20 protein-coding genes are annotated in these 25,905 nt (G+C 49.7%); 6 read left to right on the plus strand and 14 right to left on the minus strand.

The window, feature by feature from the left end:
* The first annotated feature begins 273 nt into the window (after positions 1-273).
* From ACO0LE_RS13230 to ACO0LE_RS13240, 3 genes are all read left to right on the plus strand, one after another.
* Positions 274-627, plus strand: a complete 354-nt coding sequence (locus ACO0LE_RS13230) for a hypothetical protein (RefSeq protein WP_422960824.1) — start codon at positions 274-276, stop codon at positions 625-627.
* 11 nt (positions 628-638) lie between these two features.
* On the plus strand, positions 639-1,211 hold the full coding sequence (locus tag ACO0LE_RS13235) for a rhomboid family intramembrane serine protease (RefSeq protein WP_422960825.1): 573 nt from the start codon (positions 639-641) through the stop codon (positions 1,209-1,211).
* A 111-nt stretch (positions 1,212-1,322) separates the two neighbouring features.
* Complete coding sequence (locus tag ACO0LE_RS13240; protein ID WP_422960826.1) at positions 1,323-2,087, plus strand: hypothetical protein; 765 nt, start codon at positions 1,323-1,325, stop codon at positions 2,085-2,087.
* Between the two features lie 148 nt (positions 2,088-2,235).
* Here the strand turns inward: ACO0LE_RS13240 and ACO0LE_RS13245 are convergent, their stop codons facing one another.
* From ACO0LE_RS13245 to ACO0LE_RS13260, 4 genes are all read right to left on the minus strand, one after another.
* Entirely contained in the window at positions 2,236-3,231 is a 996-nt protein-coding gene (locus ACO0LE_RS13245) for an alpha/beta fold hydrolase (RefSeq protein WP_422960827.1), read from the minus strand.
* A gap of 117 nt (positions 3,232-3,348) precedes the next feature.
* A complete protein-coding gene (locus ACO0LE_RS13250; RefSeq protein ID WP_422960828.1) occupies positions 3,349-3,540 on the minus strand; it encodes a helix-turn-helix transcriptional regulator in 192 nt (63 codons plus the stop codon).
* The gene (locus ACO0LE_RS13255) at positions 3,537-3,950 is read right to left on the minus strand and encodes a hypothetical protein (protein WP_422960829.1); all 414 of its coding nucleotides are present in this window, start codon (positions 3,948-3,950) and stop codon (positions 3,537-3,539) included. The genes ACO0LE_RS13250 and ACO0LE_RS13255 overlap by 4 nt, the downstream gene beginning before the upstream one ends.
* Positions 3,951-4,374: 424 nt before the next feature.
* Positions 4,375-5,307, minus strand: coding sequence for a LysR family transcriptional regulator (locus tag ACO0LE_RS13260; RefSeq protein WP_422960830.1), 933 nt, complete (start codon positions 5,305-5,307; stop codon positions 4,375-4,377).
* A 181-nt stretch (positions 5,308-5,488) separates the two neighbouring features.
* On the opposite strand from ACO0LE_RS13260, the gene ACO0LE_RS13265 reads away from it, so the two are divergent.
* Positions 5,489-6,247: an SDR family NAD(P)-dependent oxidoreductase gene (locus ACO0LE_RS13265; protein ID WP_422960831.1), complete on the plus strand. Its 759-nt coding sequence runs from the start codon at positions 5,489-5,491 to the stop codon at positions 6,245-6,247.
* A 233-nt stretch (positions 6,248-6,480) separates the two neighbouring features.
* Here ACO0LE_RS13265 and ACO0LE_RS13270 read toward each other — a convergent pair whose 3' ends face one another.
* The 10 genes from ACO0LE_RS13270 to ACO0LE_RS13315 all read right to left on the minus strand — a co-directional run bounded on the left by ACO0LE_RS13270 (position 6,481) and on the right by ACO0LE_RS13315 (position 23,372).
* Positions 6,481-7,932, minus strand: a complete 1,452-nt coding sequence (locus ACO0LE_RS13270) for a DUF4139 domain-containing protein (RefSeq protein WP_422960832.1) — start codon at positions 7,930-7,932, stop codon at positions 6,481-6,483.
* A 153-nt stretch (positions 7,933-8,085) separates the two neighbouring features.
* Positions 8,086-9,360 (minus strand): amidohydrolase family protein, encoded by a 1,275-nt coding sequence (locus tag ACO0LE_RS13275; protein ID WP_422960833.1) that lies wholly within the window; start codon positions 9,358-9,360, stop codon positions 8,086-8,088.
* Positions 9,361-9,636: 276 nt separating this feature from the next.
* Positions 9,637-12,453: a M16 family metallopeptidase gene (locus ACO0LE_RS13280; RefSeq protein WP_422960834.1), complete on the minus strand. Its 2,817-nt coding sequence runs from the start codon at positions 12,451-12,453 to the stop codon at positions 9,637-9,639.
* 247 nt (positions 12,454-12,700) lie between these two features.
* Complete coding sequence (locus ACO0LE_RS13285) at positions 12,701-13,945, minus strand: Zn-dependent hydrolase (protein ID WP_422960835.1); 1,245 nt, start codon at positions 13,943-13,945, stop codon at positions 12,701-12,703.
* Between the two features lie 119 nt (positions 13,946-14,064).
* Positions 14,065-15,504 carry a dihydropyrimidinase gene (hydA, locus tag ACO0LE_RS13290; protein ID WP_422960836.1) on the minus strand — a complete coding sequence of 480 codons (1,440 nt, stop codon included), beginning with the start codon at positions 15,502-15,504 and terminating at the stop codon, positions 14,065-14,067.
* A 57-nt stretch (positions 15,505-15,561) separates the two neighbouring features.
* Positions 15,562-17,043 carry an NCS1 family nucleobase:cation symporter-1 gene (locus tag ACO0LE_RS13295; RefSeq protein WP_422960837.1) on the minus strand — a complete coding sequence of 494 codons (1,482 nt, stop codon included), beginning with the start codon at positions 17,041-17,043 and terminating at the stop codon, positions 15,562-15,564.
* A gap of 149 nt (positions 17,044-17,192) precedes the next feature.
* Positions 17,193-18,476, minus strand: a complete 1,284-nt coding sequence (preA, locus tag ACO0LE_RS13300; RefSeq protein WP_422960838.1) for an NAD-dependent dihydropyrimidine dehydrogenase subunit PreA — start codon at positions 18,474-18,476, stop codon at positions 17,193-17,195.
* Complete coding sequence (locus ACO0LE_RS13305) at positions 18,476-19,927, minus strand: NAD(P)-dependent oxidoreductase (RefSeq protein WP_422960839.1); 1,452 nt, start codon at positions 19,925-19,927, stop codon at positions 18,476-18,478. The genes preA and ACO0LE_RS13305 overlap by 1 nt, the downstream gene beginning before the upstream one ends.
* 243 nt (positions 19,928-20,170) lie before the next feature.
* Complete coding sequence (locus tag ACO0LE_RS13310; protein ID WP_422960840.1) at positions 20,171-21,694, minus strand: CoA-acylating methylmalonate-semialdehyde dehydrogenase; 1,524 nt, start codon at positions 21,692-21,694, stop codon at positions 20,171-20,173.
* A gap of 361 nt (positions 21,695-22,055) precedes the next feature.
* Positions 22,056-23,372: an aspartate aminotransferase family protein gene (locus tag ACO0LE_RS13315; protein ID WP_422960841.1), complete on the minus strand. Its 1,317-nt coding sequence runs from the start codon at positions 23,370-23,372 to the stop codon at positions 22,056-22,058.
* Positions 23,373-23,654: 282 nt separating this feature from the next.
* Between ACO0LE_RS13315 and ACO0LE_RS13320 the strand changes: the two genes are divergently transcribed.
* Positions 23,655-25,154: a PLP-dependent aminotransferase family protein gene (locus ACO0LE_RS13320; RefSeq protein WP_422960842.1), complete on the plus strand. Its 1,500-nt coding sequence runs from the start codon at positions 23,655-23,657 to the stop codon at positions 25,152-25,154.
* A complete protein-coding gene (locus tag ACO0LE_RS13325; protein WP_422960843.1) occupies positions 25,135-25,821 on the plus strand; it encodes a TetR/AcrR family transcriptional regulator in 687 nt (228 codons plus the stop codon). The genes ACO0LE_RS13320 and ACO0LE_RS13325 overlap by 20 nt, the downstream gene beginning before the upstream one ends.
* Positions 25,822-25,905: the final 84 nt, after the last annotated feature.

Genomic DNA, 25,905 nt, shown 5'->3' on the forward strand with positions numbered 1-25,905 from the left:
GCAGGAAAACCTAAGATGCTCGCTATCGTTGCTTGTATGCGAAAATTACTTTCTTTGGCTTTTACGATCCTTAAGTCTAAAACCCCTTTTAATCCAGAATTCGCTTGATCTGCAAGACAGTATCTACGGCCTGAGAGCTAGGAACCATCGTGTAATAACGTTACTTAATATCAAAAAGCGAGCAGTCTTCACTGAAAAATTGTTAAACATAGCCTTATTCAACTGTACGTTTTTTCTCATCACTCAATTCTCAATTCAATTTCAAATCCCAAAATGACAATAGACACAGACATCCAATTAAGCGGCCCGTTCAAAGCCACTGACTCCAGCGGCGCTAGCCACGACGTCAAAGCGATACGGATTTTTGATGAAGGCTACGGCATCATTGATGTCTACATCGACTTTGCCGCACCGATCGAAAATGGCTTGTACAACGATAAAGTGCTGCTCAGTCAGATCATGGCGAAGTTGCGTGAACTCGGTTATGTCGGGCCGGACTTTGGACATAGCGATCTGGGCCTGCAAGAAAGAAAGCTGATCGTGCTGGAAGCTCCGGAAGAATTCTGCACATTCGCTGCACGTCATGGCTGGAAAAATCTTGCCGAAGAATTTGACGACGAAGAGTGATCCTACAACCCATGTTCACGATTAAAAAATATCTCAGCGTATCGAATGCGCTGATCGCCATCAGTCTCTTGGTCGCGCTATTGTCTAAGCTAGGCGCAGTCGATGCCATACTAAGCCCGCTATGGATTGCCGATCCGGCCAGCCACGGCCTGGACAATATTATGCATGGTGAAGTCTGGCGTCTCATCACACCGATATTTATTCATTTTGGTGTCATGCATCTGGTGTTTAATATGATGGCGATGTGGGATCTGGGTAAGCTGATTGAGAGCAGGCGAAGTACGGCGTTTTATTTGCTGTTTATTGTCGTGCTTGGTATCGGATCAAATCTCGTGCAATTTTTGCTGACGCAATCGCCATTCTTTGGCGGCATGTCGGGTGTGCTGTATGGCTTGTTTGGTTACATCTGGATGCAAGGACGCACCAACCCGCGATTTGGCATCATCCTGACGCAACAGACGATTGTAATGATGCTCGGCTGGTTTGTTTTATGTTGGGTTGGCGTACTGGGTTCGATCGCGAACTGGGCACATACCGGTGGCCTGCTCATAGGCGTTGCCTGGGGTTATCTGGATAAACGGTAGGCATGACGTACTGGCCGGTTGATGCATTACATGGAAGCGATCTATCTTAAAAGTACATCGCATTAGCTTGATTGAATTCATTGAGATAACACATTAGCTCACGTCATCATTATGAAAACCATTCCATCACGCATCTTATTGTCGGCAAGCTTGCTACTGACATCCTTGAGTTACGCAGCGGACAAGGAGCCCGGTGCGCTGCTTAAAGTCGGTGAGTGGCGTCAAGATGTTGGTAGTTATGGTGTGCCAAAACAATTTGAACATCTGGTGCCGGCAAAATGGCCAAGGGATCAATGGTATAGCCTGATCATCGAAGAGAACGTCTTGCATATCGAGGCGCAATCCCCAGCCGACAAAAACCCGGAATGGTTGAACAAAATCGTTCGCCAGATACCGGAAGAAAACGCTCCTCCGGCAAGTTCATCTGCTGAATTCACAGAGCAGGAAAGTGATGGCATCTTGCATCTGCGCGTGCCCGGATCACCGATCAAAGCGGGTAAGCATCCTCTGTACGTGTTTAAAAACGGTGGACATATTCTCAACCCCGAACTCGATTATCAATATCGCTTAAAACTGAACGAGGTGCCGTTTGGCATGCGGATTCAAAATGGACTGAAGGGAAAAAACGGTGCGCCCTACGGTGAAGGTGCAACGTACTTTATTGAATACGATGGTAAGCAGTTTGAGTACGCGCTTGGCTATTATGGCTGGGCCTCACGCATCGTCGGGATTACGGATATGGACGGCGATGGTTTCCCGGATTTCATTATTGAAATAGACGGCCCAAACAGTACGGCTGTGATTGTTCTGATGTCATCCACAGCAAAACCCGGCAAGAATACGCCTACGGCGAGCTTGCATTCCTGGGGTTGCTAAAGGCTTGCTAAGGGATTGCTCAGAGATCGTAAAAGCGTTGCGGGTGGCGAGATTCTACCAGCGCGTCATCAGCGCAATATCTGTCTACCCAGATGATAAAAAATCCGCGCTGCGACTGCTGCGCGGATTTGATCAGAGCATATCTAACTCAGTGAATTGAATTCATAAAACTCTGTAGCTTGTCATTAAAGATGGCAGGTTGATCGAGCATGACAAAGTGCCTCGCATTGCTTATTGAGATCATCTGCAAGTTCTTCACTCCGGATAGCAGCGATGCGTAATAAGCTGTTTTTTGATCCTCTGACATAGGCATCGATACAAAATCTTTTTCGTAATACGGCGATACAACGGCTAAGGGAACAGTGATCGAAGGCAGATCTTTGCGCATGTCGGTAGCAAACAATTCAGCCATGTAGTCAACAAATGCGGTGCGGTCACTGGTCGCACTGCGGATGGCCAGTTTTTTTGCAAGTTCCTGGTCAATGACGCCGATCACTTGCATATATTTCAGTTGCTGATCGGCGAAAACTTCTTGGGTGACGCCGGACATTTGCGTTTTCATTCCCTGGCTCATGGCTTGTCTCTGTTCGGCAGTCATATTTTCGGATCGTGGCATTACAGGCAAGCCGTCAACAGCAAAAACACCACTAATCAGATTGGAATAATCCTCCGCAAACCAAATCGATAGAGCCCCGCCTAAACTGTGACCAACCAATACCGGCTTTTGGATGTTCTTTGTTCGTATTAACTCCGCCAGTGATTCTTTGGCTTTAAGCAATTTGGCGCCGGGCATCGCGGGTTTTCCATTAAAGCCTGCGAGGGTGATCACATAAATACTGTGCTTATTTTGTAGCGCTTTGACCGTGTCATCCCAAACGTAAGCACCGCTGGATAAGCCGGGGATTAGGATGACAGGTGCGCCTTTTGCATTCGGGTTGAGGTACTGTTCGACATACATACTACCGATCTGATAGTCCGTCGCCGTACTGGGTCTGGACACTTCATTAGCAACAGCGGACGTGTCAGTCGATGCAATAGCAGATGCGTCAGCCGCTTTACTGCTGCTGGACGAAATCGCCGTAACGATGGCGACAATGATTGCGAAATAGGATATTTTGTTTTGGCAAAAAGATGGGAAGCTCATGGTAATTCCTCTATCAATTATTAACAGTTTATTAGTCGTTGTTACTGAACTGAATTTCTAAAATCAACTGAGTTCATCTCTGAGTACATTCTTTATCGGCTTAGCGGATTATCTGGCTCAATCGACGAAGAAAATTTTTTCAATCGGCAATCCAAATAATTTGCTGATCGTAAAAGCTAGTGGCAAGCTAGGGTCATAACGCTCGGTTTCAATCGCGTTCACCGTCTGTCGCGAGACATCCAGCAAGTCGGCGAGCGCGGCTTGACTTAAGTCTCTCTGGGTTCGTAATTCTTTGACGATGTTTTTCATTTTTCACGCTCCAGAATTTTGCGAATACCGATAATCAGGCACCAGCACCCCATAAAAATGCCGTAGGTGACAAACCCGCTCAAACGAGGAAAACCTATCCCCTCCAGAAACCCGTAACTGAAGCTAAAAAACGCGGTGATGGCACCGGAAATCGCCACCACCTCGAGCAGCCAGACGCGGACATAATCATCCATGCGCTTGAAATTACGTACGATCGCCCACAGTGCCCCAAACGCGGGAATCACTGGCGTCATGACGATCAAAGTACGGAGCACACTGTCCGCCATCGGCTTTGCATAACTAATTGAAACGAGCAAAACAATCACGTACAGCACAACCGACAAGCCTAGTTCCTTGCGGTATTTCCTTGCTATTTCTTTGTCTCTTTTTGAATACGCTGCTTCATTCATTTGGGTCTCCTTAAACAAAATGTAAAGCCTGCTTGACACTGATGCCGTTAAAAAAAGCAGGGTGAATGGTCACCTTGCTGACTTTGGTTTTTTTCTGCGCGATTACTTCGGTTTTTACTGCGTTTTTTTCTATGGTGATGACTAGATTTTCGTTCGCTTGCTCAAAGTTTTAACGAGTCTGCGTTCCACTGCACCAAGTCAAGGAAACTTGACACGGCTCTGCAAAAAATAAGCAGCGATTCAAACTATTTTTCGCTGCCCAACTTTTTTACCTCGATTACGATGTAAAGCATGTTTTACATATTAGTTATCAACAAACCAGATGTCAAGCATGCTTTACAAATTATTTGAATAGTCAGTGGTTTTTATAGGCAATTGAAGTGAGCTCGTATTACCTGAGCGCGACGACAAACTCCTTGTACCACTAGGTACCGCGCGAATCTGGTGACACCAGATATGGTGCCATCACCTCCGCGATCCAGTTCATCAGACGCTGTGTGCGTTTGGGCAGGTGTCGCCGGTTGGCGTATAACAAAGAAACGGGCATGGCTTGTGCGGTGTAAGCGGGCAAAATCTCGACCAGCCGTCCCGCAGCAATCAGCTCGCGCTGCATGCCGGTCACCGGCACCTGGATAATGCCAAAGCCCGCCAGACAGGCGGCCTGATAAGCATCGCTATTATTGACGGTGATGCTGCCAGTCATCTTCAGGGTTTTATTTTGTCCGTTGTCGACATATTCAAACCCCACCGGCTTGCCGCCAAAGTTGGCGGTGTAGTGAATCAGGCGATGCTGGCGCAAGTCGTCCAGCGACTGTGGTGTGCCAAAGCGTGCAAGATAATCGGGGCTGACACAATTAATTTGCCGCAGCTCGCCTAGCTGTCTGGCAATCAGTGCGCTCTCACCCAAGCTGCTGAGCGCACCGATACGCATCACGCAATCAAAGCCTTCTCTGACCAGATCGACCCGGCGATCGGTGCTGCTGATTTCAACTTCTAGCTTAGGCAAACCCTGTAGGAATTCCGGCAAACGGGGAATCAGAATATAACGCGCGACACCAATCGGTAAATCAATGCGCAAACGCCCGCTAATCTCGCCCTCACCTTGCTGAAACATCGTCTGCAACTCATCCATGTCGGCGAGCATGTCTTTGCTGCGCTCATAGAACAAGACGCCGTCCTGCGTCATCTGCACCGTGCGCGTGGTGCGGTTAAGCAGCCGCGTGCCGAGCAAGCTTTCTAGCTGTTTGATGGCGGTAGAGATGCTGGCCTTGGGCAGACCAAGACTGTCTGCCGCCTGCGTAAAGCTGGCAAGCTCGGCAACCCGCACATAGATTTGCATGGCTTCCAGTCGATTCATGGTAAGGCTCCGTCTGTTATTTATTGTTCGCTATTTATTATTCGTTATTTATTGTTCGTTATTGACGAACAGTGCAATCATTTTAACTATCTTTATACCAGTTAAATCAAGTTATACACTGCCTCCATCCCAAACAATTTGGGCAATACACATTTAATCTACATTAACCAGGAGCAGCAAAATGACTCAAAAAATCGCAATCATTACCGGTGGTAGTCGTGGTCTGGGCAAAAACGCCGCACTGAAACTCGCGGCCCAAGGCGTCGATATCATTCTGACCTATCAAAGCAAGCAATCAGATGCACTGGCCGTCGTTGCCGAGATCGAAGCGCTGGGCCGTAAAGCGGTTGCGCTGCAACTCGATGTTGGCAAGGTAAGCAGCTTCGCCGAGTTCAGCAATCAGGTACACGCGGCATTGAACCAGACCTGGCAACGTCAGCATTTTGATTTTTTGGTGAACAACGCGGGGATCGGTATTCATGCGACGTTTGCCGAGACCAGTGAAGCGCAGTTTGATCAGTTAGTGAATATTCAGTTCAAGGGTGTATTTTTCCTGACGCAGGCCTTGCTGCCACTGATCGCGGATCATGGACGTATTTTGAATGTCTCAACTGGACTGACTCGCTTTGCCTTGCCTGGCTATGTCGCGTATGCGTCGATGAAAGGCGCGATCGAAGTCTTGACAAAATACCTGGCTAAAGAACTCGGACCACGCGGCATCTCCGTGAATGTCATCGCACCAGGCGCGATTGAGACGGACTTTGGCGGCGGCGCTGTCAGAGACAACCAGCAGCTGAATCAGTTTGTCGCGAGCCAGACAGCATTAGGCCGCGTCGGTTTGCCGGATGATATCGGCGGAGTAATCGCATCTTTGTTGTCGGATGGCAGCGGCTGGATCAATGCGCAGCGTGTCGAGGCATCCGGTGGGATGTTCCTGTGATCGTTTAAGACTTATGTCGTAATGCTGTAACTATCAGATCATTTTTAAAAAAGAATCCGCAAGCGGGATGCGCCTTCTGGCATGAAATGCCTCTGAAAGCCGCATGCAGCTTGCAGGTTCGTTTCTGGAGTGACGAAAATCTCAGAATCGATTGCACCAAGTCGTCATAAAACTTGGCACTACCAAGGTAATGCTTAGTGAAAGCTGGCAACTCGACCAGGAGACGACTCAACTCAATACTTCACCAGGCTACGGTAAGTCAGCTTAGTGTTCCCCTCGGCTGGCACGGTGATTTTCCATACCGCCGTGTTGCTGGCGCTTTTGGTGAACGGGTGGCTGGTGTTCAGTACTTGCCAGTCTCCTGGCATAGGTTCTTGCACAGTCACGACAACAGCTTCTTTTTTTGCATTTTTTAACACTAGCTCATAGGCGCTTTCAAATACATAGTTGTACTTGCCGGAGCCTGCGAGTTTTTTGAAGTCAGTCTGTTTCTTATCGGCGGTCACGTCAAAAGCATCACCTAGTTTAAGTCGGACTTTTTCATTTTTCGGTGTGTGATCGATACTGTCCTCACCGATGAACTGTGCATTGCCTTTACCGTCTTTTTTGTAAACACGTACGACACCTTTGGGTAAAGGCATACCCAATTGGGATGCCTCTTTATTGTCGAACTCAACGAAGACACCTATCTTCATTTTTTGACCGAGATCACCGTAACTGCTCTGGTAATAATAGTCATTGCCAGTCAAGAGCAATTCCTTACGCGCCAAGACACCGGAAGCGGCCAGCAATGCCACTTGCTTGGTCTGATTTTCTGCAATGGTGGTTGGCCTGTCCAGTGTGTACAAATGATATTCAAACAAAGACTCTTCGGCCATGGCCGGAGCTGCCACCATCGCTAGTCGAGTATCCGATTTCGCTCTTGAACTGCCGGTAACCTCAACTCTTTGCGTGACCTGATGCACGTCACCAGCCACCAGTTGCAGCTTGGCATTGCGATACGTAGCACCGCTGGTATTACCCAGTGTGACCCAACCCGAAATATCAAGTTTATCGTCAGTGGCATTCAGTTCGATGACATAATCAGCCTTCCATGACAAACCGCCCGTCAGGTAACTAAGTTCGACATCTTGTTGCTGCGCGCCGTTGTTATCGAGTGCCATCACAAGGGTAGGACGGTCACGCAAATTCGCAGGGACATCAGGGTAAATAATGCGGCCAGGCAAACCAGTTTCTATGCGATCACCGATCTTCAACACCACGCCATTATTGGCAGACAACACTTGAGCCGACTCGGTCGTTTCCGCTCCGGTTGCCGTATTGGTGCGAATAATATTGACGTTACGACCCACATATTTTTCCAATAGTTTTTGTGGTGTCAGCAAATCAAAATTAAAATTCTGCTCAACGACAGACAAACTACCCGGTGCTGTCACGCTACGCAACAAGGCCGTCTCTGGCCGCATTCTGGCACTGACATCGCGAAAAGCAAGCGCCGATGCGCCACGCTTCAATTGCAACTTCCGCTGATCTTTTATCAGCGCAAGATTCTCGTTGTAAATCGTCACAGCAACTTCCTGCTGATCACTCAGAGTGCTGCGCTGCTCATCATTTTGCACGACTTGTGCGTAAGCGCTTCCGGCAAGGGAGAGTAGTAATAGACTGGCTGAAATGGGTCTGTGCATGAGAAGCCTCTCTTGGTAACTAGGATGACTAGGTGAACGATCAAAACAGCATAAGGTAATAACATGATGCAACATCACGGTAATACAAGATTGAAAATTAGAAGCAGAATATTAAGTAAAGTTCAGATATTCAGGGCTGTATGTTGTAAGCATTTATGACCGAAGCCGGAAATCGGCGAATGCAGGTCGCCCCGGCAAACTCAAACTCGCCAACGCAGCAGGGCTTTGGCTGATTACCTTGCCACGCCGTATCACACAGCGGCGCGGCGCGCGCAGGCGGATTGCTTCGATGGTGCTGCCTGCATCGAGAATCACGAGGTCGGCGTTGGCACCCGCGTAGATACCGTAATTCTCCAAGCCTAGAATTTGCGCCGGCATCTCCGTCACCGCTGCGTAGCATTGCTGCATTGCCTGCTGACCGGTCATTTGCGCGACATGTAGTCCCATGTGGGCGACTTCCAGCATGTCTCCTGATCCCAGGCTGTACCAGGGATCCATTGTGCAATCCTGACCAAAGGCAACGGTGATTCCGGCTGCTAGCATCTCAGGCACACGGGTCATGCCGCGGCGCTTCGGATAGCTGTCGTGACGGCCTTGTAATGTGATATTGATGAGCGGGTTTGCGATTGCGGCTACGCCGGCTTCGCGGATCAGCGGCAATAATTTACTGACATAGTAATTGTCCATTGAATGCATTGATGTCAGATGCGAGCCGGTGACCCTGCCTTGCATGCCTAGCCTCTGTGTGTGATAGGCGAGTGTCTCGATATGGCGCGACATGGGATCATCGGACTCGTCACAGTGCATGTCGACGCGATAGCCCTTTTGCGCGGCAAACTCACATAGCAGTCTGACCGATTCTGCGCCGTCCGCCATGGTACGCTCGAAGTGCGGAATTCCTCCGACCACATCAACACCCATCAACATGGCGCGCTGTAAATTATCGAATGCCGTTGCACTACGCAAAATACCGTCTTGTGGAAAAGCGACCAATTGCAGATCGATATACGGTGCTACACGTTTTTTCACTTCGAGCAAAGCCTCGACTGCCAGTAAACGATCGTCACAAATATCCACATGTGAACGGATCGCGAGCAGGCCGCGACCCACCGCCCAATCACAATACTGCATTGCCCGCTCAACCAAGGCTTCTTGTGTGAGTAAAGGCTTGAGCTCACCCCACAGAGCAATACCTTCCAATAAAGTACCTGACTGATTAACACGCGGTTGCCCATAGCTCAGCGTTGCATCCATATGAAAATGTGCATCAACAAAAGGAGGAGACGCCAGATCGCCAGCAGCATCGATCTCCTCACTGGCTTGCATAGGAAGCGCGTGATCGACAGCCATAATACGTCCGCCCTGTATCGCGATATCAATATCGCGGCGACCATCTGGCAAATTGGCATGTCGTATGATCAGATCCATGGATGTCCCTGTGATGTAAAGTGAAAAAGCGAATAAAAATAAAGACGATGCTGCATGCAGTAATTAGTGCAGCATGCTGATCGCAGGATGCAAGAGATTCATTTTTTCTTCCAGACCCATACCAACAAAAAAAGAGCAGAGCGCAACCCATTCTGCACACTGCTCTATTGCGACACCTCAGCAAAATAAGCGATAGTCATTCTTGCTTACATCGTTTACTTCACCGCATCACTGCATTCATCACTGCACTACTGCACTACTGCACTACTGCATTAATTACTTCTCAGGATACATCACGAGTTGCACATAATTGTTCGTATTAAAGTAGAGCTTAGCCGCTTCTTTCACATCATAGACGGTAACGTCCTCAAGTCGTTTTTCGTAACTCAGCATTTCTGCCATATCGGTTCCATATAACACTGAATCCTGCAAATTACCCAGCCAATATCCGTTAGTGCGCATCTGGGTCTGGCGTTCTTTAAGCCAGTTCTGTTTGACCTTATTGAGATCAGATGGCAATGGTCCTACTATTTTCATTTTTTCAATTTCTGCAAACATCGTTGCAATCACTTTGTCTACGTTGTCAGGGCCGCATGGCAGCATGACACCGATGCGGTAAGTTTGCGTCGGTGTGCGGCTAAGCGCACCGCTCATACCGCCACCATAAATCAAGGCCATTTTTTCGCGCAAAATATCTGTAATACGCAAATTCATGACTTCAATCATCGCGTGGAAACGTAAGTTTTCTTCTTTGGAATAACGAGCATCGCCGTTGAACGTAATAGAAACCCGGCTCTTTTGTTCACTGCCGACTCTTACCTCTTTCTTGATAACGCCCGATACGGCATGCAATCCTAGGTCCTTGTATTTAACGGGGAGCTCCGACGTCGGCAAATTTGCCAGATAGCTAGTGATCAGCGGTTTCATTTTATCGACATCGAAGCTGCCAACGATGATAAAGGTCAATCCTTTTGCGCTGCTAAAACGTTCATTAAAAATCGTCATTGATCTGTCGAGATCGATTTTGCTAAAGTCTTCTGGCTTTGCAGTATGTACCAGACGAGGATGGTCATTGAAGAGTGTCGATATCAGCGTGTCGTTAAATATCGATTCAGGATTGGCCATGGTATTTTTTGTGGCGTCCTGACTTTTACTAACGAATGCTTTAAATAATTCCTCATCTTTACGAGGACTTGTCATTCTTAAATACAGTAACTGGAATAAGGCTTCTACATCGGCGGTGCCGGCATTGCCGCTAAAGCTCTCGGTATAAAAACCGCTGCTGGTCTGCAAATTGGCTGACTTTCCTGCCAGTACCTTAGGAATATCCGTCGGCGAAAACGTCTTTAAGCCCATATTCCAGACAACCGCGTTAGCATAACGGGCATTGAAATTATCCTTGTCACCATACAGAGACTGACCTCCGAAACGAGTGGCACTGATCAGGACCTGATCGTTTTTAAAATCGGTGGTCTTGAGAATCACCTTTACGCCGTTTGATAATTCAAGCTCAAGAAGATCGAGGTCTTTATTGGGTTTTTCTGACACGATGCTACCCGGTTTTACCGGACGCTCCATCAGGCTAGCGGCGACCTTTTTTTGTTCGTTCGCCACAACAGGCATTTTTTCCGCGGCATTGACCAATTGCAGTAATGCGCTCTCTGTCGGCGCAGGTACCTCAGTCTTATCCGAGCCCATATAGACTACTAATTTTTGTGTTGCGACGGGAATAGAACGACGCACATAATCGTTCACCTCAGCCAGATTAATTCCAGGCAAAAGCTCATTGAAATAAGCGAATTCATTGACGATGCCGGGGATGGTTTCCTGCGTCAGGAAATGACGAATATATTCGGAAGCATAAGTAACGGAATTAGTTTTATCACGTTCGTTATAGGCACTTTCTATATTTCGTAGCTGCATTTTTTTAGCGCGTTCCAGTTCCTCGTTACTAAAGCCATATTGACGCGCTTTTTCATTCTCTTGAACCACCGCACGGACTGCCGGCTCAACGCCACCGCGTCCCAGCACGGCATAGGATGAATATGACTCATAGCCGCGAACGATCATTCCCAGTGAATTCGACGCACCCAAAAACGGCGGCGTTGCCTGTAGTGTCAGTTCTTGCAAACGCTGCGCCATCATATTAGCGACAAGTCTTTTTATCATGTTCTGACGATAATCCGCCATGGTCTTTTCCTGAGCGGATGTGCGAACAGGATAACGGATCAGGACAACATTATTAGTCGCCTCTTTATCCGTGACTACCAGGCTTTTTGATTCAGGACGGTCGGGAATTTTTGCATAGTCGCGGACACGCTCTTTCGCCGGATTTTGTAAGCCTGAAAAATGTGCAACGATCATTTTTTCAGCCTGAACCGGATCAACATCACCGATCACAACAACTGCCATTAAATCAGGGCGATACCAGTCAGCGTAGAACCGTCTGATGGCCTCATATTTAAAGTTTTTGATGATGTCTTCTTTACCAATCGGCAAACGCTCGGCATATTTTGATCCGTTAAATACCTCCGGTAATACCAGTTTATTCATACGGTCAGTCGCGCCTTTGCCGAGACGTGCTTCTTCCAGAATAATGTCGCGCTCTTTGTCAATATCAGCGTCATTCATCGAGATGCCTTGCGCCCAGTCCTCAAGAACCAGGAATCCCGTTTCTAAATTATCTTTTTTGTCTGTCGGGATGGGCAAGATATACACCGTCTCGTCAAAACTGGTATAGGCATTCAGATCAGCACCAAATTTCACGCCAATCGACTGCAAATAAGAAATCAGTTCATGTTTTTTAAAATGGCGAGAACCGTTGAACGCCATGTGCTCGGTGAAGTGAGCGAGACCTTGCTGATCTTCGTCTTCTAAAATAGAGCCCGCTTTGACCACAAGCCTGAGCTCGACACGCTGCTCGGGTTTGGTATTTTTTTGGATATAGTAGGTCAGGCCGTTAGCGAGTTTACCGATTTTCACTTGCGGCCCGACAGGAACTGGGTCAGACAGAGTGATCGCCGCTTGTGCGGACCAGCTTAGTGCAAGCAGAAACACGGAAGAAAATACGCGCTGCATCGTTGTAGTGATCATCATCTGCTCAAATCAAAGAAAGAGTGGCAATAATACAATAACAATGCTTTTGAAATGTGTGCTTTAGCAGAAGGAGAAAAACTAATTACGCCTCCCGATCCGGTTGACATTCGCACTAGCGGTTCGAATATCAACCAGTAACAGGAATTGAATCTACATTCATGGCAAGCTTGGGTGGTGAAACTAAGTACTAAATACTAAGCACTAAGCCCTGCGCATCTAACACTAAGCATTCACCTCAGCTGGATTACGCGACGACTTTAGCTCGCTCCAGCATTGCCAGCAGCAAGACATTGCAGCCTGCCTCAAGATGCTCTGACTTTGCGTCTTCAATTTCGTTGTGGCTGATCCCGTCTTTGCACGGGACAAAAATCATACCGGACGGTGCCAGGCGCGCTGTATAAATCGCATCATGCCCTGCTCCGGATACAACATCCATCGTTGAATAACCGAGTTTATCTGTAGCGCTGCGCACCGCATCAACACAGTCGGGATGGAATGGGCAAGGCGGGTAGTAGGACACTCTGTCAATCGTGATATTCAGGCCACTGTCACTCGCTGTCTTACCGACAAATGTCAGAATCTCTTCATGCATGGTATTTAGCAAGGCATCATTGACGTTGCGTAAATCGATACTGAATTTGACCTCACCGGGAATCACATTACGACTATTCGGAAAAACCTGCACCATGCCGACCGTGCCGCGTCCGTACGGCGGATAACGATTACCGATGTTGACCACTTCCTGCATGATTCTGGTGGCAATTTGCAGAGCGTCTTTACGCAGATGCATTGGCGTCGGACCTGCGTGTGCTTCCATGCCGGTAACGACACAGTCATACCAGGACAAGCCCATCACGGCAGGAACAACACCAATCACTTTGTCGGCATCTTCGAGTACCGGGCCTTGTTCAATGTGGGTCTCAAAATACGCACCGATGGGATGATCACCGGGTGTTTGCTGACCCAGATAGCCGATCCTTTCAAGCTCATCTTTGACGGTCTTGCCATCGACATCCTTAGCCGCGTACGCATGCTCTAGCGAAAATGCGCCGCAGAACACACCAGAACCCATCATGACAGGAACAAAGCGCGAACCCTCTTCATTAGTCCAGAATGCGACCTCAATCGGCGCTTCCGTTTTGATCTGATGATCGTTCAGGGTTCGCACTACTTCAAGCGCAGCCAGCACACCGTAATTGCCATCAAACTTGCCGCCGGTTGGCTGGGTGTCGATATGGCTTCCAGATACAATTGGTGGCAAGGCATTGTTAGTGCCATCGCGACGCATAAATACATTACCGATCTGGTCTACTGTGACCGACATACCTGCCTCTCTGGCCCAACCAGTTACCAGATCGCGACCTTGTTTATCGAGATCCGTCAGAGCGAGGCGCTTCACGCCACCTTTAGCGGTGGCGCCGATCTGCGCCAGCTCCATCAGCGAGTTCCACAGACGATCACCGTTAATTCTTACGCCATCCGTATTCATGCTTATTCCTTTTCTTTACTACAGATTAGAACTTAGTTTTGAAGCTTGTTGTTAGTCCGGTTTTAAAGTCTCTTTTTACAGTCTGTTTTTAAGGCAGAATTACTGCCTGAATATCGGCATTAGCGCTGCACAGCAAGAGGTGCAGCATGCTGGGCCATGCGTCCCAGGGCATCAAACATTGGTGAGAACGCCGGTCTGTCCACATGTTGTCCCGCGCCCTCTACCGCGAACAATTCACCCTGTTTAAATACCAGCTTGCCGCCGCTGACTGTATGACTAGGAATGCCGCGCACAGTACGTCCTTCAAATACATTAAAGCCGCCTTTCGCAAATTGTGTCTTGGCCGAAATCGTCCTTGATCCCTGCGGATCCCAGATGACGATATCGGCATCAGCACCAACCGCAACCACGCCTTTACGCGGATAGATATTAAAAATCTGCGCCGCATTGGTTGAGGTCACCTTGACGAATTCAGAGGGTGTCAGTTTGCCGCTGTTGACACCGGCATCCCAGATGACGGCCATACGATCTTCTACACCACCACAGCCATTCGGGATTTTGGTAAAGTCATTTTTCCCCGCCGCTTTTTGGCTGTCGCAAAAGGTGCAATGATCGGTCGCCGTTGTATGCAGGTTGCCGCCTTGCAGCCCTTGCCACAATGCCGCCTGGTGTTCTTTAGACCGAAATGGTGGGCTCATCACATGACCAGCAGCATATTCAAAATCAGGATGGCGATAGACACTATCGTCAATCGTCAAATGCCCGGCCAATACTTCACCGAATACGCGCTGACCTTTGCTACGGGCACGGGTAATCGCTTCCAGTGATTCAATGCAAGAGACATGGACGATATAGATTGGCGTATTCAGGACATTCGCAATGGCAATCGCGCGATTCGCCGCCTCGCCCTCGACCATAGGCGGGCGTGATAACGGATGCGCCTCCGGACCGGTAAACCCTTTTTTCAATAACTCTTGCTGAAGTAAAAAAACCAACTCGCCGTTTTCAGCATGTACCGTCGGCATTGCGCCCAACTCTAAAGCACGCTTGAAGCTTTTTACCAGGACCTCATCATCGGCCATGATGGCGTTTTTATAGGCCATAAAATGCTTGAAACTATTCACGCCGTAGTCACGTACCAGCGTTCCCATATCGGCATGTACGCTATCGTCCCACCATGTCACGGCTACATGAAAACTGTAGTCGCCGGCTGATTTTTTCGCCCAGCCGCGCCAGGTCTGATAGGCCTCCGTCAGCGACTGCTGTGGATTCGGGATCACAAAATCGATAATGGTCGTCGTACCACCAGCCAGACCAGCAGCAGTGCCGGTAAAGAAATCATCTGCCGTAACCGTACCCATGAAAGGCAGATTCATATGTGTGTGAGGATCGATCCCGCCTGGCATGACATATTGTCCGCCTGCATCAACGACCTGAGCACCGGCAGGCGCAGGTAAATTCTCGCCGATAGCGACGATTTTTCCATCAGCGCACAAGACATCTGCCTTGAATTCACGGTCTGCGTTCACGACGGTACCGCCGCGTATCAATATGCTCATACTGGTCTCCTGATAGTTCTGGAATAGCGTAACGATGATTCAATCAATAATCATGCTTTATTGCGGTTGCGGTACGACTAGGAGTTGATCCGGCTTGCCCTTCATCAGGACCAGATACACGAATCCCGACAACACCAGGCCGACAAACCAAGCGTAGGTATAGATCGTTTTAAACAGATCGGAGGTATCAGGGAATGAGGTAGGGAAAGCCGCGTTCAAGAAACCGGGAATATTCGGCACCACACCGATGACGAAGGCGGCGATGGCCGCCATATTCCAGCCATTTCCATAAGAATATTTGCCATTCTCCTGATACAACTGATCAACGTCGAGCGTGGTTTTACGGATGAAGTAATAATCAATAATCAGTATCCCGGCAATCGGCCCCAGCAAAGCAGAATAGCCGATCAGCCAGGTAAAAATATATCCCTGCGTTGATTCCAGTATTTTCCATGGCATCAACGCAATCGCGATAAACGCTGTGATGTAGCCACCGGTTTTATAACTGATCAGTTTGGGACTGAGTGCAGAAAAATCATAGGCAGGTCCTACCAGGTTCGCAGCCAGATTTACGCTGACGGTATCAATCAGCAAAATCAGCAACGCAATCAGCACCGCTACTCCCGTCATGCGGCTCGCCAGATCGACCGGATCCCAGATCGCCTTGCCATATAACACTACGGTTGCCGAAGTCACGATCACTGCCAGCATCGCCAGCAAACCCATGGGTACCGGCAAACCGACACTTTGTCCCAGCACCTGATCGCGCTGTGATTTAGCAAAGCGTGTGAAGTCAGGAATATTCAATGCCAGCGTCGCCCAAAAACCGATCATTGCTGTCAGTGAAGGCCAGAATGTTGTCCAGAACTGCCCTGCTTTTTTACCGCCTTCGACAAACTGCGATGGCTGATCAAGAATCGGGCCAAAACCGCCTGCCTTGTGATATACCCAGCCCAACAAGACAAAACAAATCACGATTTTTAAGGGCGCCGTGTAGGTTTCTAATTTACGGATGGAATCCATACCGTGAAAGATGTACCAGAACTGGATAGCCCAGAAAGCGAGGAAGCAAGCGAACTGCGCGCCATTGATGCCGAGACCGGCGATCTTGTCGCCACCGAGAGAGTGGCCGAGCAACACACCTGCCAGCGTATAAATCATCATACCGCCAAACCAGGTCTGGATACCGTACCAGCCACAGGCAACAATCGCCCGCATCAAGGCTGGCAGGCGTGCGCCTTTGGTGCCGAAGGAACTACGCGCCAATACAGCATAAGGAATACCGTATTTAGTACCAGCGTGACCAATCAACAGCATCGGCACCAGCACGATCGCATTCGCAAGGAAAACCGTCACCACGGCTTCTGATGCAGACATACCGCCTTCGATCAGGCTTGCCGCCAGAGTATAGGCAGGAATACACATCACCATACCCACCCACAGAGCCGCAAAATGATACCAGCGCCAGGTGCGCTGCGCCTCGCTGGTCGGTGCCAGATCTTCGTTCCAGAGTTCGCTGCTTGCCGCTGATTTGTTCACGTTTGCCTCTCCTTCGGTGGTTTATCTGTGCTGTCCGTAATGCCAGTGTTATCGGTATTATCGGTTTAGCTACGCTAGCGATGCTGCCTATGAATGCAAAAGGATTGCGCTCTGGATCGAGCGCAATCCGTAGATTGATGGAGGCACTTTTATGCTTTGATCAAATTTTCTGCTCGTGGATTACGCGGATCCTGGGTCCAGTTCATATACGGTTTGCCTGTGTCTTCTGCGACCATCGTAATACAGTTTTCAACCGGGCACGTGATTTGACAGAGGTTGCAGCCTACACATTCTTCTTTAATTACTTCGTATGTGCGCTGACCATTTTCAGCGATCAGCTGAGCGATCGATTGATGCGATGTGTCTTCGCAGGCGATATAGCAACGGCCGCATTGAATACAATTATCCTGATTGATCTGCGCGATGGATTTGAAGTTCGTATTCAGATATTTCCAGTCGGTCGTGTTAGCAACCGCCTTGCCACGAAAATCCTCAATCGTGGTGTAGCCTTTTTCATCCATCCAGCGTGACAGACCATCTTTCATGTCTTCGACGATGCGAAAACCATGCAACATCGCTGCTGTACACACCTGCACCGAACCCGCACCGAGAGCTATGAATTCTGCCGCGTCACGCCAGTTACCGATGCCCCCAATACCGGAAATCGGCAAGCCCTGCGTCGCAGGATCCCGGGCGATTTCTGCCACCATATTTAAAGCAATTGGCTTCACGGCAGAACCGCAATAACCGCCATGCGTGCTCTTACCGCCGACGATAGGACGCGCTACCATGCTATCAAGGTCAATCGAGGTAATTGAGTTGATGGTATTGATCAGCGAGACTGCATCGGCGCCACCATTATGCGCAGCGCGTGCTGGCATACGGACGTCAGTGATATTGGGAGTGAGTTTAACGATCACTGGCAAAGAGCAATATTGCTTGCACCAGCGCGTGACCATTTCTACATATTCCGGCACCTGCCCTACCGCCGCCCCCATACCGCGTTCTGGCATGCCGTGCGGGCAACCGAAATTCAGTTCAATCGCGTCCGCGCCGGTTGCTTCCACCAGTGGCAATACGGATTTCCAGATTGACTCCTCGCATGGATACATCATGGAAACGATCATAGCGCGATCCGGCCAGTCTTTTTTTACCTGCGTGATTTCACGCAGATTAATCTCCAGGCTGCGGTCGGTGATCAGCTCAATATTATTGAAACCGATGACTTCACGATTTTTGCCAAAGTGCGCGGAATAGCGTGAAGACACATTCACGGGTGCCGGATCTTCGCCCAAAGTTTTCCAGACAACACCACCCCAACCGGCTTCAAAGGCTCGGATCACGTTATAGGCTTTGTCTGTCGGTGGTGCGGACGCGAGCCAGAATGGATTCGGTGCTTTAATACCGGCGAAATTAATGCTGAGATCGGCCATTATGCAACCTCCCTTTTTGTCGTTGAGCTGGATGATGGAGCGGGCGATGTTGTGGACAATGCTGCAGACATCAGGTTCTGATGAATCGCTGCAGCGGCAAGTTTGCCGTGCTGAACTGCCTGCACTGTCAGATCCTGCCCGGGAGCCACGCAATCGCCTCCCGCATAGACGCCAATAAGTGAGGTACGGAACTGATCATCGACCGCAATTTTATCGCCGTCTTTTGACAGGTCATGGGCTAGAGGATCGCTGAGTGAGACTGCATCCAAAGACTGACCGATGGCTTTAAAAATCGCCTGTGCAGGCAGTTCAAATGTCTCACCAGTACCCATCAGACGATTGCCTTCCATACGCGTTTTCTCAAAGAGCATACCACGTACCTTACCGGCATCATCCAGCAATACCTGCTGAGGCTGAGCCCAGGTTTTTAATCTGACCTGATGCGCCTTAGCGATCTCCTGCTCATGCCCGGTGGCTGACATCGCCTCTGTGCCACGGCGATACACTACGGTGACATCCTCCGCGCCAAGTTTGGCGATCTGTACTGCCATATCAATGGCGGTATTCCCTGCGCCGATCACAAGGCATGTTGATGGGAGCGGTAATTTACTCAGATCATTAGCCTGACGCAATTCGGCAATGTAATCGACTGCTGCCAGCAAACCGGGAGCATCTTCTCCTGTCAGGCCAAGTTGACGGCTAGCGCCAAGACCGATACCGAGAAACACCGCATCATATTTTTCACGTAACTCGCTGAGCTGTAAATTACCGCCCAAGGTATGTTCGTACTGAATCGTGATGCCGCCTATTTCAAGCAAGAACTGCACTTCACGCTGAGCAAAATCCTCAGTCAGCTTGTATTTGGCAATCCCATACTCGTTCAGGCCACCCGGTTTCGCGTGGGATTCAAAAATAACGACGTCATTGCCCAGCATCGCCAGGCGATGCGCGCAGGACAGGCCAGCGGGTCCCGCGCCAACCACCGCGACCGTGCGCCCAGTCGCGGCAGCACGCTGAAATGGATGAGATTGAAAATCCATATGATCAATCGCATGACGCTGCAACAGCCCGATCTTGACCGGCTGAGCTTCAGCATCATGATTGCGCACGCAAGCTTGTTCACACAGGATTTCAGTCGGGCATACACGAGAACAACTGCCACCTAGAATATTCTCTTGCAGAATAGTCTTGGCAGCGCCATTGATATTCTCATTGGCGATATTACGGATAAAACTGGCAACATCAATATCAGATGGGCAAATACGGGTGCAAGGCGCATCGTAACAATACAGGCAACGCTGGCTTTCTATCAGTGCCTGACGCATGCTCAGGGCGGGAGCCAGGTCAGTAAAACGCGCCGCGAGTGCTTCGTTGCTCGCATCTGGCTGAGCGAGATGTGCTAGCTGAGACAATGGCGAACACTGTGTCAGCGGAGAGGAAGATTCAATCATCATGCATTCCTACTTATTATCTTGACTGGGAAAACAGCGGACATTCTCATTCCGCTATCCGTGGCTATTTTGAGTATCTGTGACGACTAACAATGCTGCTGGCACCCATTCGGTATTCCCTGAAACAGCTAGCAAACCTCGTGCCAATATTTACCACTTGGTAAAAACAAAAATTACCACTTTTACGCTGCTATTTGGCACATTTCTGATTTGCACTGCACCATTCCAGAACATTTCTGCCTATTATTTCATTTGCGGAAAGGCAAATTCTGCACCGGCACTGCCATGGCCTTTTGCAGAATCAGGCCAGCGCTGCATGACCGCCTTGGTGCGGGTATAAAAACGTACCCCCTCAGGGCCATAGACATGATGATCGCCAAACAGACTACGCTTCCAGCCACCAAAACTATGGAAGGCCATCGGCACAGGCAAAGGCACATTGACACCAACCATACCGACTTGTATTTGTCGGACAAACTCACGCGCCACACCACCATCGCGGGTAAAAATCGCGACGCCGTTGCCATATTCATGTTGATTGATCAGTTGAACCGCACTCGCAATATCAGGCACACGTACCACGCACAATACGGGTCCAAAAATCTCTTCCTGATAAATCGTCATTTCTGGCGTTACGCGATCAAATAAAGTGCCCCCTATAAAGAAACCATTCTCACGCCCGGCCACTTTGTGTCCGCGCCCGTCAACCACCAGATCAGCGCCCTGCTCTACGCCTTGACCGATCAGTTTTTCTATACGCTGCTTGGCCGCGAGACTGACGACCGGCCCCATTTCGGCTCCGGCAGCCATGCCGTCATTGATTTTCAATGCTCGTGTTTTTTCTGCGAGGGCGGCAACCAGTTCATCGGCCGCACCACCCACAGCAACTGCGACAGAAATTGCCATGCAACGTTCACCCGCTGAACCATATGCCGCGCCGATCAGGGCATCGACTGCCATTTCCATCTCGGCATCCGGCATCACGACCATATGATTTTTTGCACCGCCCAATGCCTGTACGCGCTTGCCATTGGCGCTGCCACGGGTATAAATATATTCGGCGATCGGGGTGGAGCCGACGAAGCTGATTGCCTGTACCTGCGGGTGATCTAGCAAGGCATCAACCGCGGTCTTGTCACCTTGTACGACATTGAACACACCATCCGGCAAGCCAGCCTGCTTCAGCAATTCGGCATGCAGAATCGATGGCGAAGGATCACGCTCCGACGGCTTCAGTACAAAAGTATTACCGCAGGCAAGCGCTACCGGAAACATCCACATCGGTACCATCGCCGGAAAATTGAATGGTGTAATCCCTGCGACCACGCCAAGTGGCTGACGGAATGAGCAGGCATCAATACTACGCGCGATCTGGTCGCTGAATTCCCCTTTCAGGAGGTGAGGAATACCGCAGGCAAATTCGACGACTTCGATACCGCGGGCAACCTCACCCTGGGCATCGGCAAAGGTTTTACCATGCTCCCGCGTCAGCATTTCGGCAAAACGATCTGCATGTTCTTGCAGCAGTTGCAGATACCTGAACAACACGCGCGCACGCGTCAGTGGCGGCGTATTTGCCCAGGACGGGAACGCGTTGGCAGCGGCGGCAACGGCCTGGTCGACCTCTTCAACCGATGCCAGTGCAACACGGGCAACCGGCACGCCCAGCGCCGGGTTGTAGACGTCGGCATAACGCCCGCTGCTGGTATCCTGCTTCTCACCCGCGATGAAGTGGGGAATGGTATCTCGGTTCATCAATGCACTCATAATGGGTTTCTCATTTCGTTCTTACTTATTTAGTTAGTTAGTTAATTAGTTCATAGGAATAACGCAAAAACCAAGACCGCTCATCACAAAAAAACGGAAACGCTGATACATAGAAAAAATAGGAATAAGCGTTTCCATGGGATATCGGTAAAGGGTTTTTAGAAATTCCCAAAACGACTCCGCAGGCTGCATGCGCCTGTTGGCACGAAATGCCTCCGCAAGCCGCATAGAACCTGCGGATTCCATATTGATTATGGTAAGCAGCTTGTCTTTTTGAGTAAGTCCTGGTTCATTATTTGTATAGTTAGTCGTCTGGCTTAGGTCTGATACACGCTCATAGTTATTGAGTTGAAGAGATCACTCAATCGAGCGTTTTTAAAATTTTTGCCAGCTTGCCGAAGAGTTCGTCGATATGTGATTTTTCTAATATCAGCGGTGGTGATAAAGCGATGATGTCGCCCGTGACACGGATCAGAATGCCATCGGCAAATGCGCGTTTGAATGCATCGAACGCTCTGGCGCCGGGCCTGCCTGGTATGGATGCCAGCTCAACCCCTGCAATCAGTCCCAGATTGCGGAGATCGATTACATGCGGCAAGCCTTTCAGCGAATGCACGGCATCGGCCCAATACTCTGTCATGCCACGCGCATGCTCAAGCACTTTTTGCTCTTCAAAAATATCCAGACTTGCTAGTGCAGCAGCGCAGGCCAATGGATGACCGGAATAGGTATAGCCGTGGAATAACTCAATACCGGCAGGACCCTGCATGAAGGCATCATAAATATGCTGTTTAGAAAAAACTGCCCCCATAGGAACCACGCCATTCGTCAAGCCTTTGGCCACCGTCACCAGATCCGGTTCAACATCAAAATAATCAAAAGCGAACGGTGTCGTCAGGCGACCGAAGCCCGTAATCACTTCATCAAAAATCAGCAAGATGCCATGCTTGGTGCAAAGCTCCCGCAGCCGTTTCAGATATCCTTTGGGCGGTACTAAGACACCGGTAGAGCCTGCCAGTGGCTCTACGATGACAGCCGCAATCGTCGAGGCATCATGCAAAGCGACCAGACGCTCCAGCTCATCCGCGAGATGCGCACCATACTCTGGCTCGCCGCGGGTGAATGCGTTTTTTTCCAGATTATGGGTATGCGGTAAATGATCGACGCCTGGTAGCAAGCTGCCAAAAGTTTTGCGATTATTCGCGATACCACCGACAGACATACCCCCGAAGCCCACGCCGTGATAACCGCGCTCGCGACCGATCAGGCGGTTACGCGTTGCATCGCCGCGTGCACGGTGATATGCCAGTGCCATCTTGAGTGCGGTATCGACCGCCTCTGATCCTGAATTGGTATAAAAAACCTGGCCAAAGCGATGATTGGTATAACTCATCAGGCGATCAGCGAGTTCAAAAGCGGAAGGATGCCCCATCTGGAAAGTCGGCGCAAAATCCAGTTGCGCCACCATGTCCTGCACTGCTTTCACCAATTTCGGCTGTGCATGTCCCAGCGGTACACACCATAACCCTGCCGTACCATCGAGAATGGTATTGCCATCGACATCGCGGTAATGCATTCCCTCAGCGGAGACCAGCAGGCGCGGATTACTTTTGAAATCACGATTAGCAGTAAAAGGCATCCAGAACGGATTCATTTCTTCGGGACGGGATTCATACATGGGAAGCTCCTGTTATTGGAAAAACTATTTACCATCTGGTAAAACTATGTTGCAATAGTAGGCAGCAGCATAAGGACGGCAGCATAGATGGCGACATAGACAGATACAGAAAAAACCAGCAACCGTATTGGTCAGCCAGGCACTACAGTTGGTAATCCAGCTGAATGCCGTCAGACACCGCCGGCTCGTGTTCAATGAAAGTCGGTTGATGCGCATCGCTATTGAGGCGCGTCATCACTCGTAATCAGATTGGGCAATATTGAATAAGGTAGAGGTGTATAGATGCAACAGGGAATAGAGAGTGGCCATGCTGTTGATAAATTGCCAGACAACCGGAACGGTGATGACAAGGAAGTGCGCTGGCCCGTACTGCAACTTGATCGCAGCAAGCGTGGCAGCCTGGTGGATCAAATTGTGCTGGCAATCACTGCCCTGGTGAATGCGGGTGACTTAGGTATAGGCACGAAGATGCCCTCGGTGCGGCAGTTTGCCAAATCGAATGGCGTCAGCACCTTTACTGTGGTCGAATCCTATGACCGTTTGCTGACAACGTGTCTGCTGTCGTCACGCCGTGGTTCGGGTTATTTTGTAGCGCGGTGCGAAAGTCCCTCTGCCCGTCCTGCACTGACTCAACAAGTGTTACCCCTCAGTATCGATGCGTTGAGTCCTGATTTATATACCGGTGTATCAGATGCACTGCCTGCGGGTTCTGGCTGGCTGCCGCCGGAATGGTATGGGGAATCAACAATTCTGGACGCGGTTCGACATGCGATGCGCATCCCGACCTGCCGCATGCGCGGCTATGGTAATCCACTGGGCTTCCCTAGTTTGCGGCAGCATCTGGCAAGCAGCCTGGGAGATGCGCTGTTTGCAGTTGAGCCGGATCAGATTGTGCTGACACATGGCGCTACCCATGGCTTTGATCTGATCTTGCGAACGCTGACAAAGCCGGGCGACTGTGTTTTTGTGGAAGATCCTGGCTATAGCAATCTGCTGTCGCTGATTCGCCATCATGGTTGCATCCCCGTTGGCATACCACGTGACGAACAAGGCCTGGATTTTGATGTTCTGCAAGAGAAAGCGACCATTCATCAGCCCAAGCTGATGTTTGTTAATACCGTGTTACACAATCCCCTCGGCACCTCACTCAGCCATGCGCAGGCGCACCGTCTGCTGAGCATGGCAGAACGTTTTGATTTCTGGATCGTTGAAGATGACATTTACCGGGACCTGAGCGCACGCAGCGATCCTTCTTTGGCCGCGATGGATGGATTACGTCGTGTGATACGGGTCGGTAGTTTTTCTAAAACACTATCACCGGCATTAAGAGTTGGTTCGATCACGGCATCAGCCTCCCTGGTGAGCGAATTAGTGCGGATCAAGATGCTGGCCGGACTGACTACCTCGGAGATTAATGAGCGCGCGGTGTTATATGCAATTACGGCCCGGCCTTATCGCCGGATGCTGGAACAACTTATCCACCAGCTAGATACTGCACGGGAAAGCAGCATGCACATGTTGCAGCAGGCTGGCATGAGGCCATTGGCAAAACCTCGTGGCGGCATGTTTATCAGCGCTGGCTGGCAAACCCCGTCTACGCCAGAATTCAACGCCAAACTGATTGCAGACCAGGCGTTAAAAGCAGGCATATTATTGTCCCCGGGCGATTTTTTTTCGATCGCCCCCGCCGGTACGGTCTGGTTCCGTTTCAATGTTGCCTATACCAATTCCGAACAACTGAGTCACTTCTTACGCACCTGTCATGACACTATTGGACATTGAAAAAAATCTCCCCGGTAAAGCGCCTTCAGCAAAATCAGCGACGATTAACCGGCGTCTGCAAAATCGCGATAAATTAGAAGCAGAAATTCTGGCACAAGCGGTACGCCTGTTTGCCGAATGCGGTTACGAGGGCACATCGGTTGCCACAATTGCGGAACAAGTTGGTTTGTCCAAACAGAACCTGCTGTATTACTTCCCAAGCAAACAAGCGCTCTATCAGCGCGTGCTGGATGATGTATTGCATGTCTGGCTGGAACGTATGAATAGTCTTGCTGACGACAGCCGTGAGCCGGAAGAATTGCTGCGTGATTACATCGTGGCAAAACTCCGCTTTTCACGTGACCAGCCCTGGGGTTCACGGGTCTATGCAATGGAAGTCATCGGCGGAGCCAAAGTGTATGGTGCCGATATCCGGAAAAAAGTTGTCCCTTTATTGCGCAAGGACATAGAAATTTTTGAAAAATGGATCACCGAAGGTAAGATCGCCGCCGTAAATCCTACCCATCTGCTATTCGCAATCTGGGCAATGACGCAATCCTATGCCGATTTCGCAACGCAAATGAACCTTGTCATGAATCGCAAACAATTGAGTAAAAAAGATTTTGACGACGCGGAAAAACTGATCGTCGATATGGTACTGGCGGGACTGGCAATAAAACCAGCCTGAGGCATCAAGAAAAGATCAAAACAACATTGTCAATTCTTTAAAAGTCACCTTTTTCTGTAATTCATGCGTCATAATTCATGCAGA

This window comes from Undibacterium sp. Xuan67W (assembly GCF_049340165.1).
In the GTDB taxonomy this organism is placed as follows: Bacteria; Pseudomonadota; Gammaproteobacteria; order Burkholderiales; family Burkholderiaceae_D; genus Undibacterium.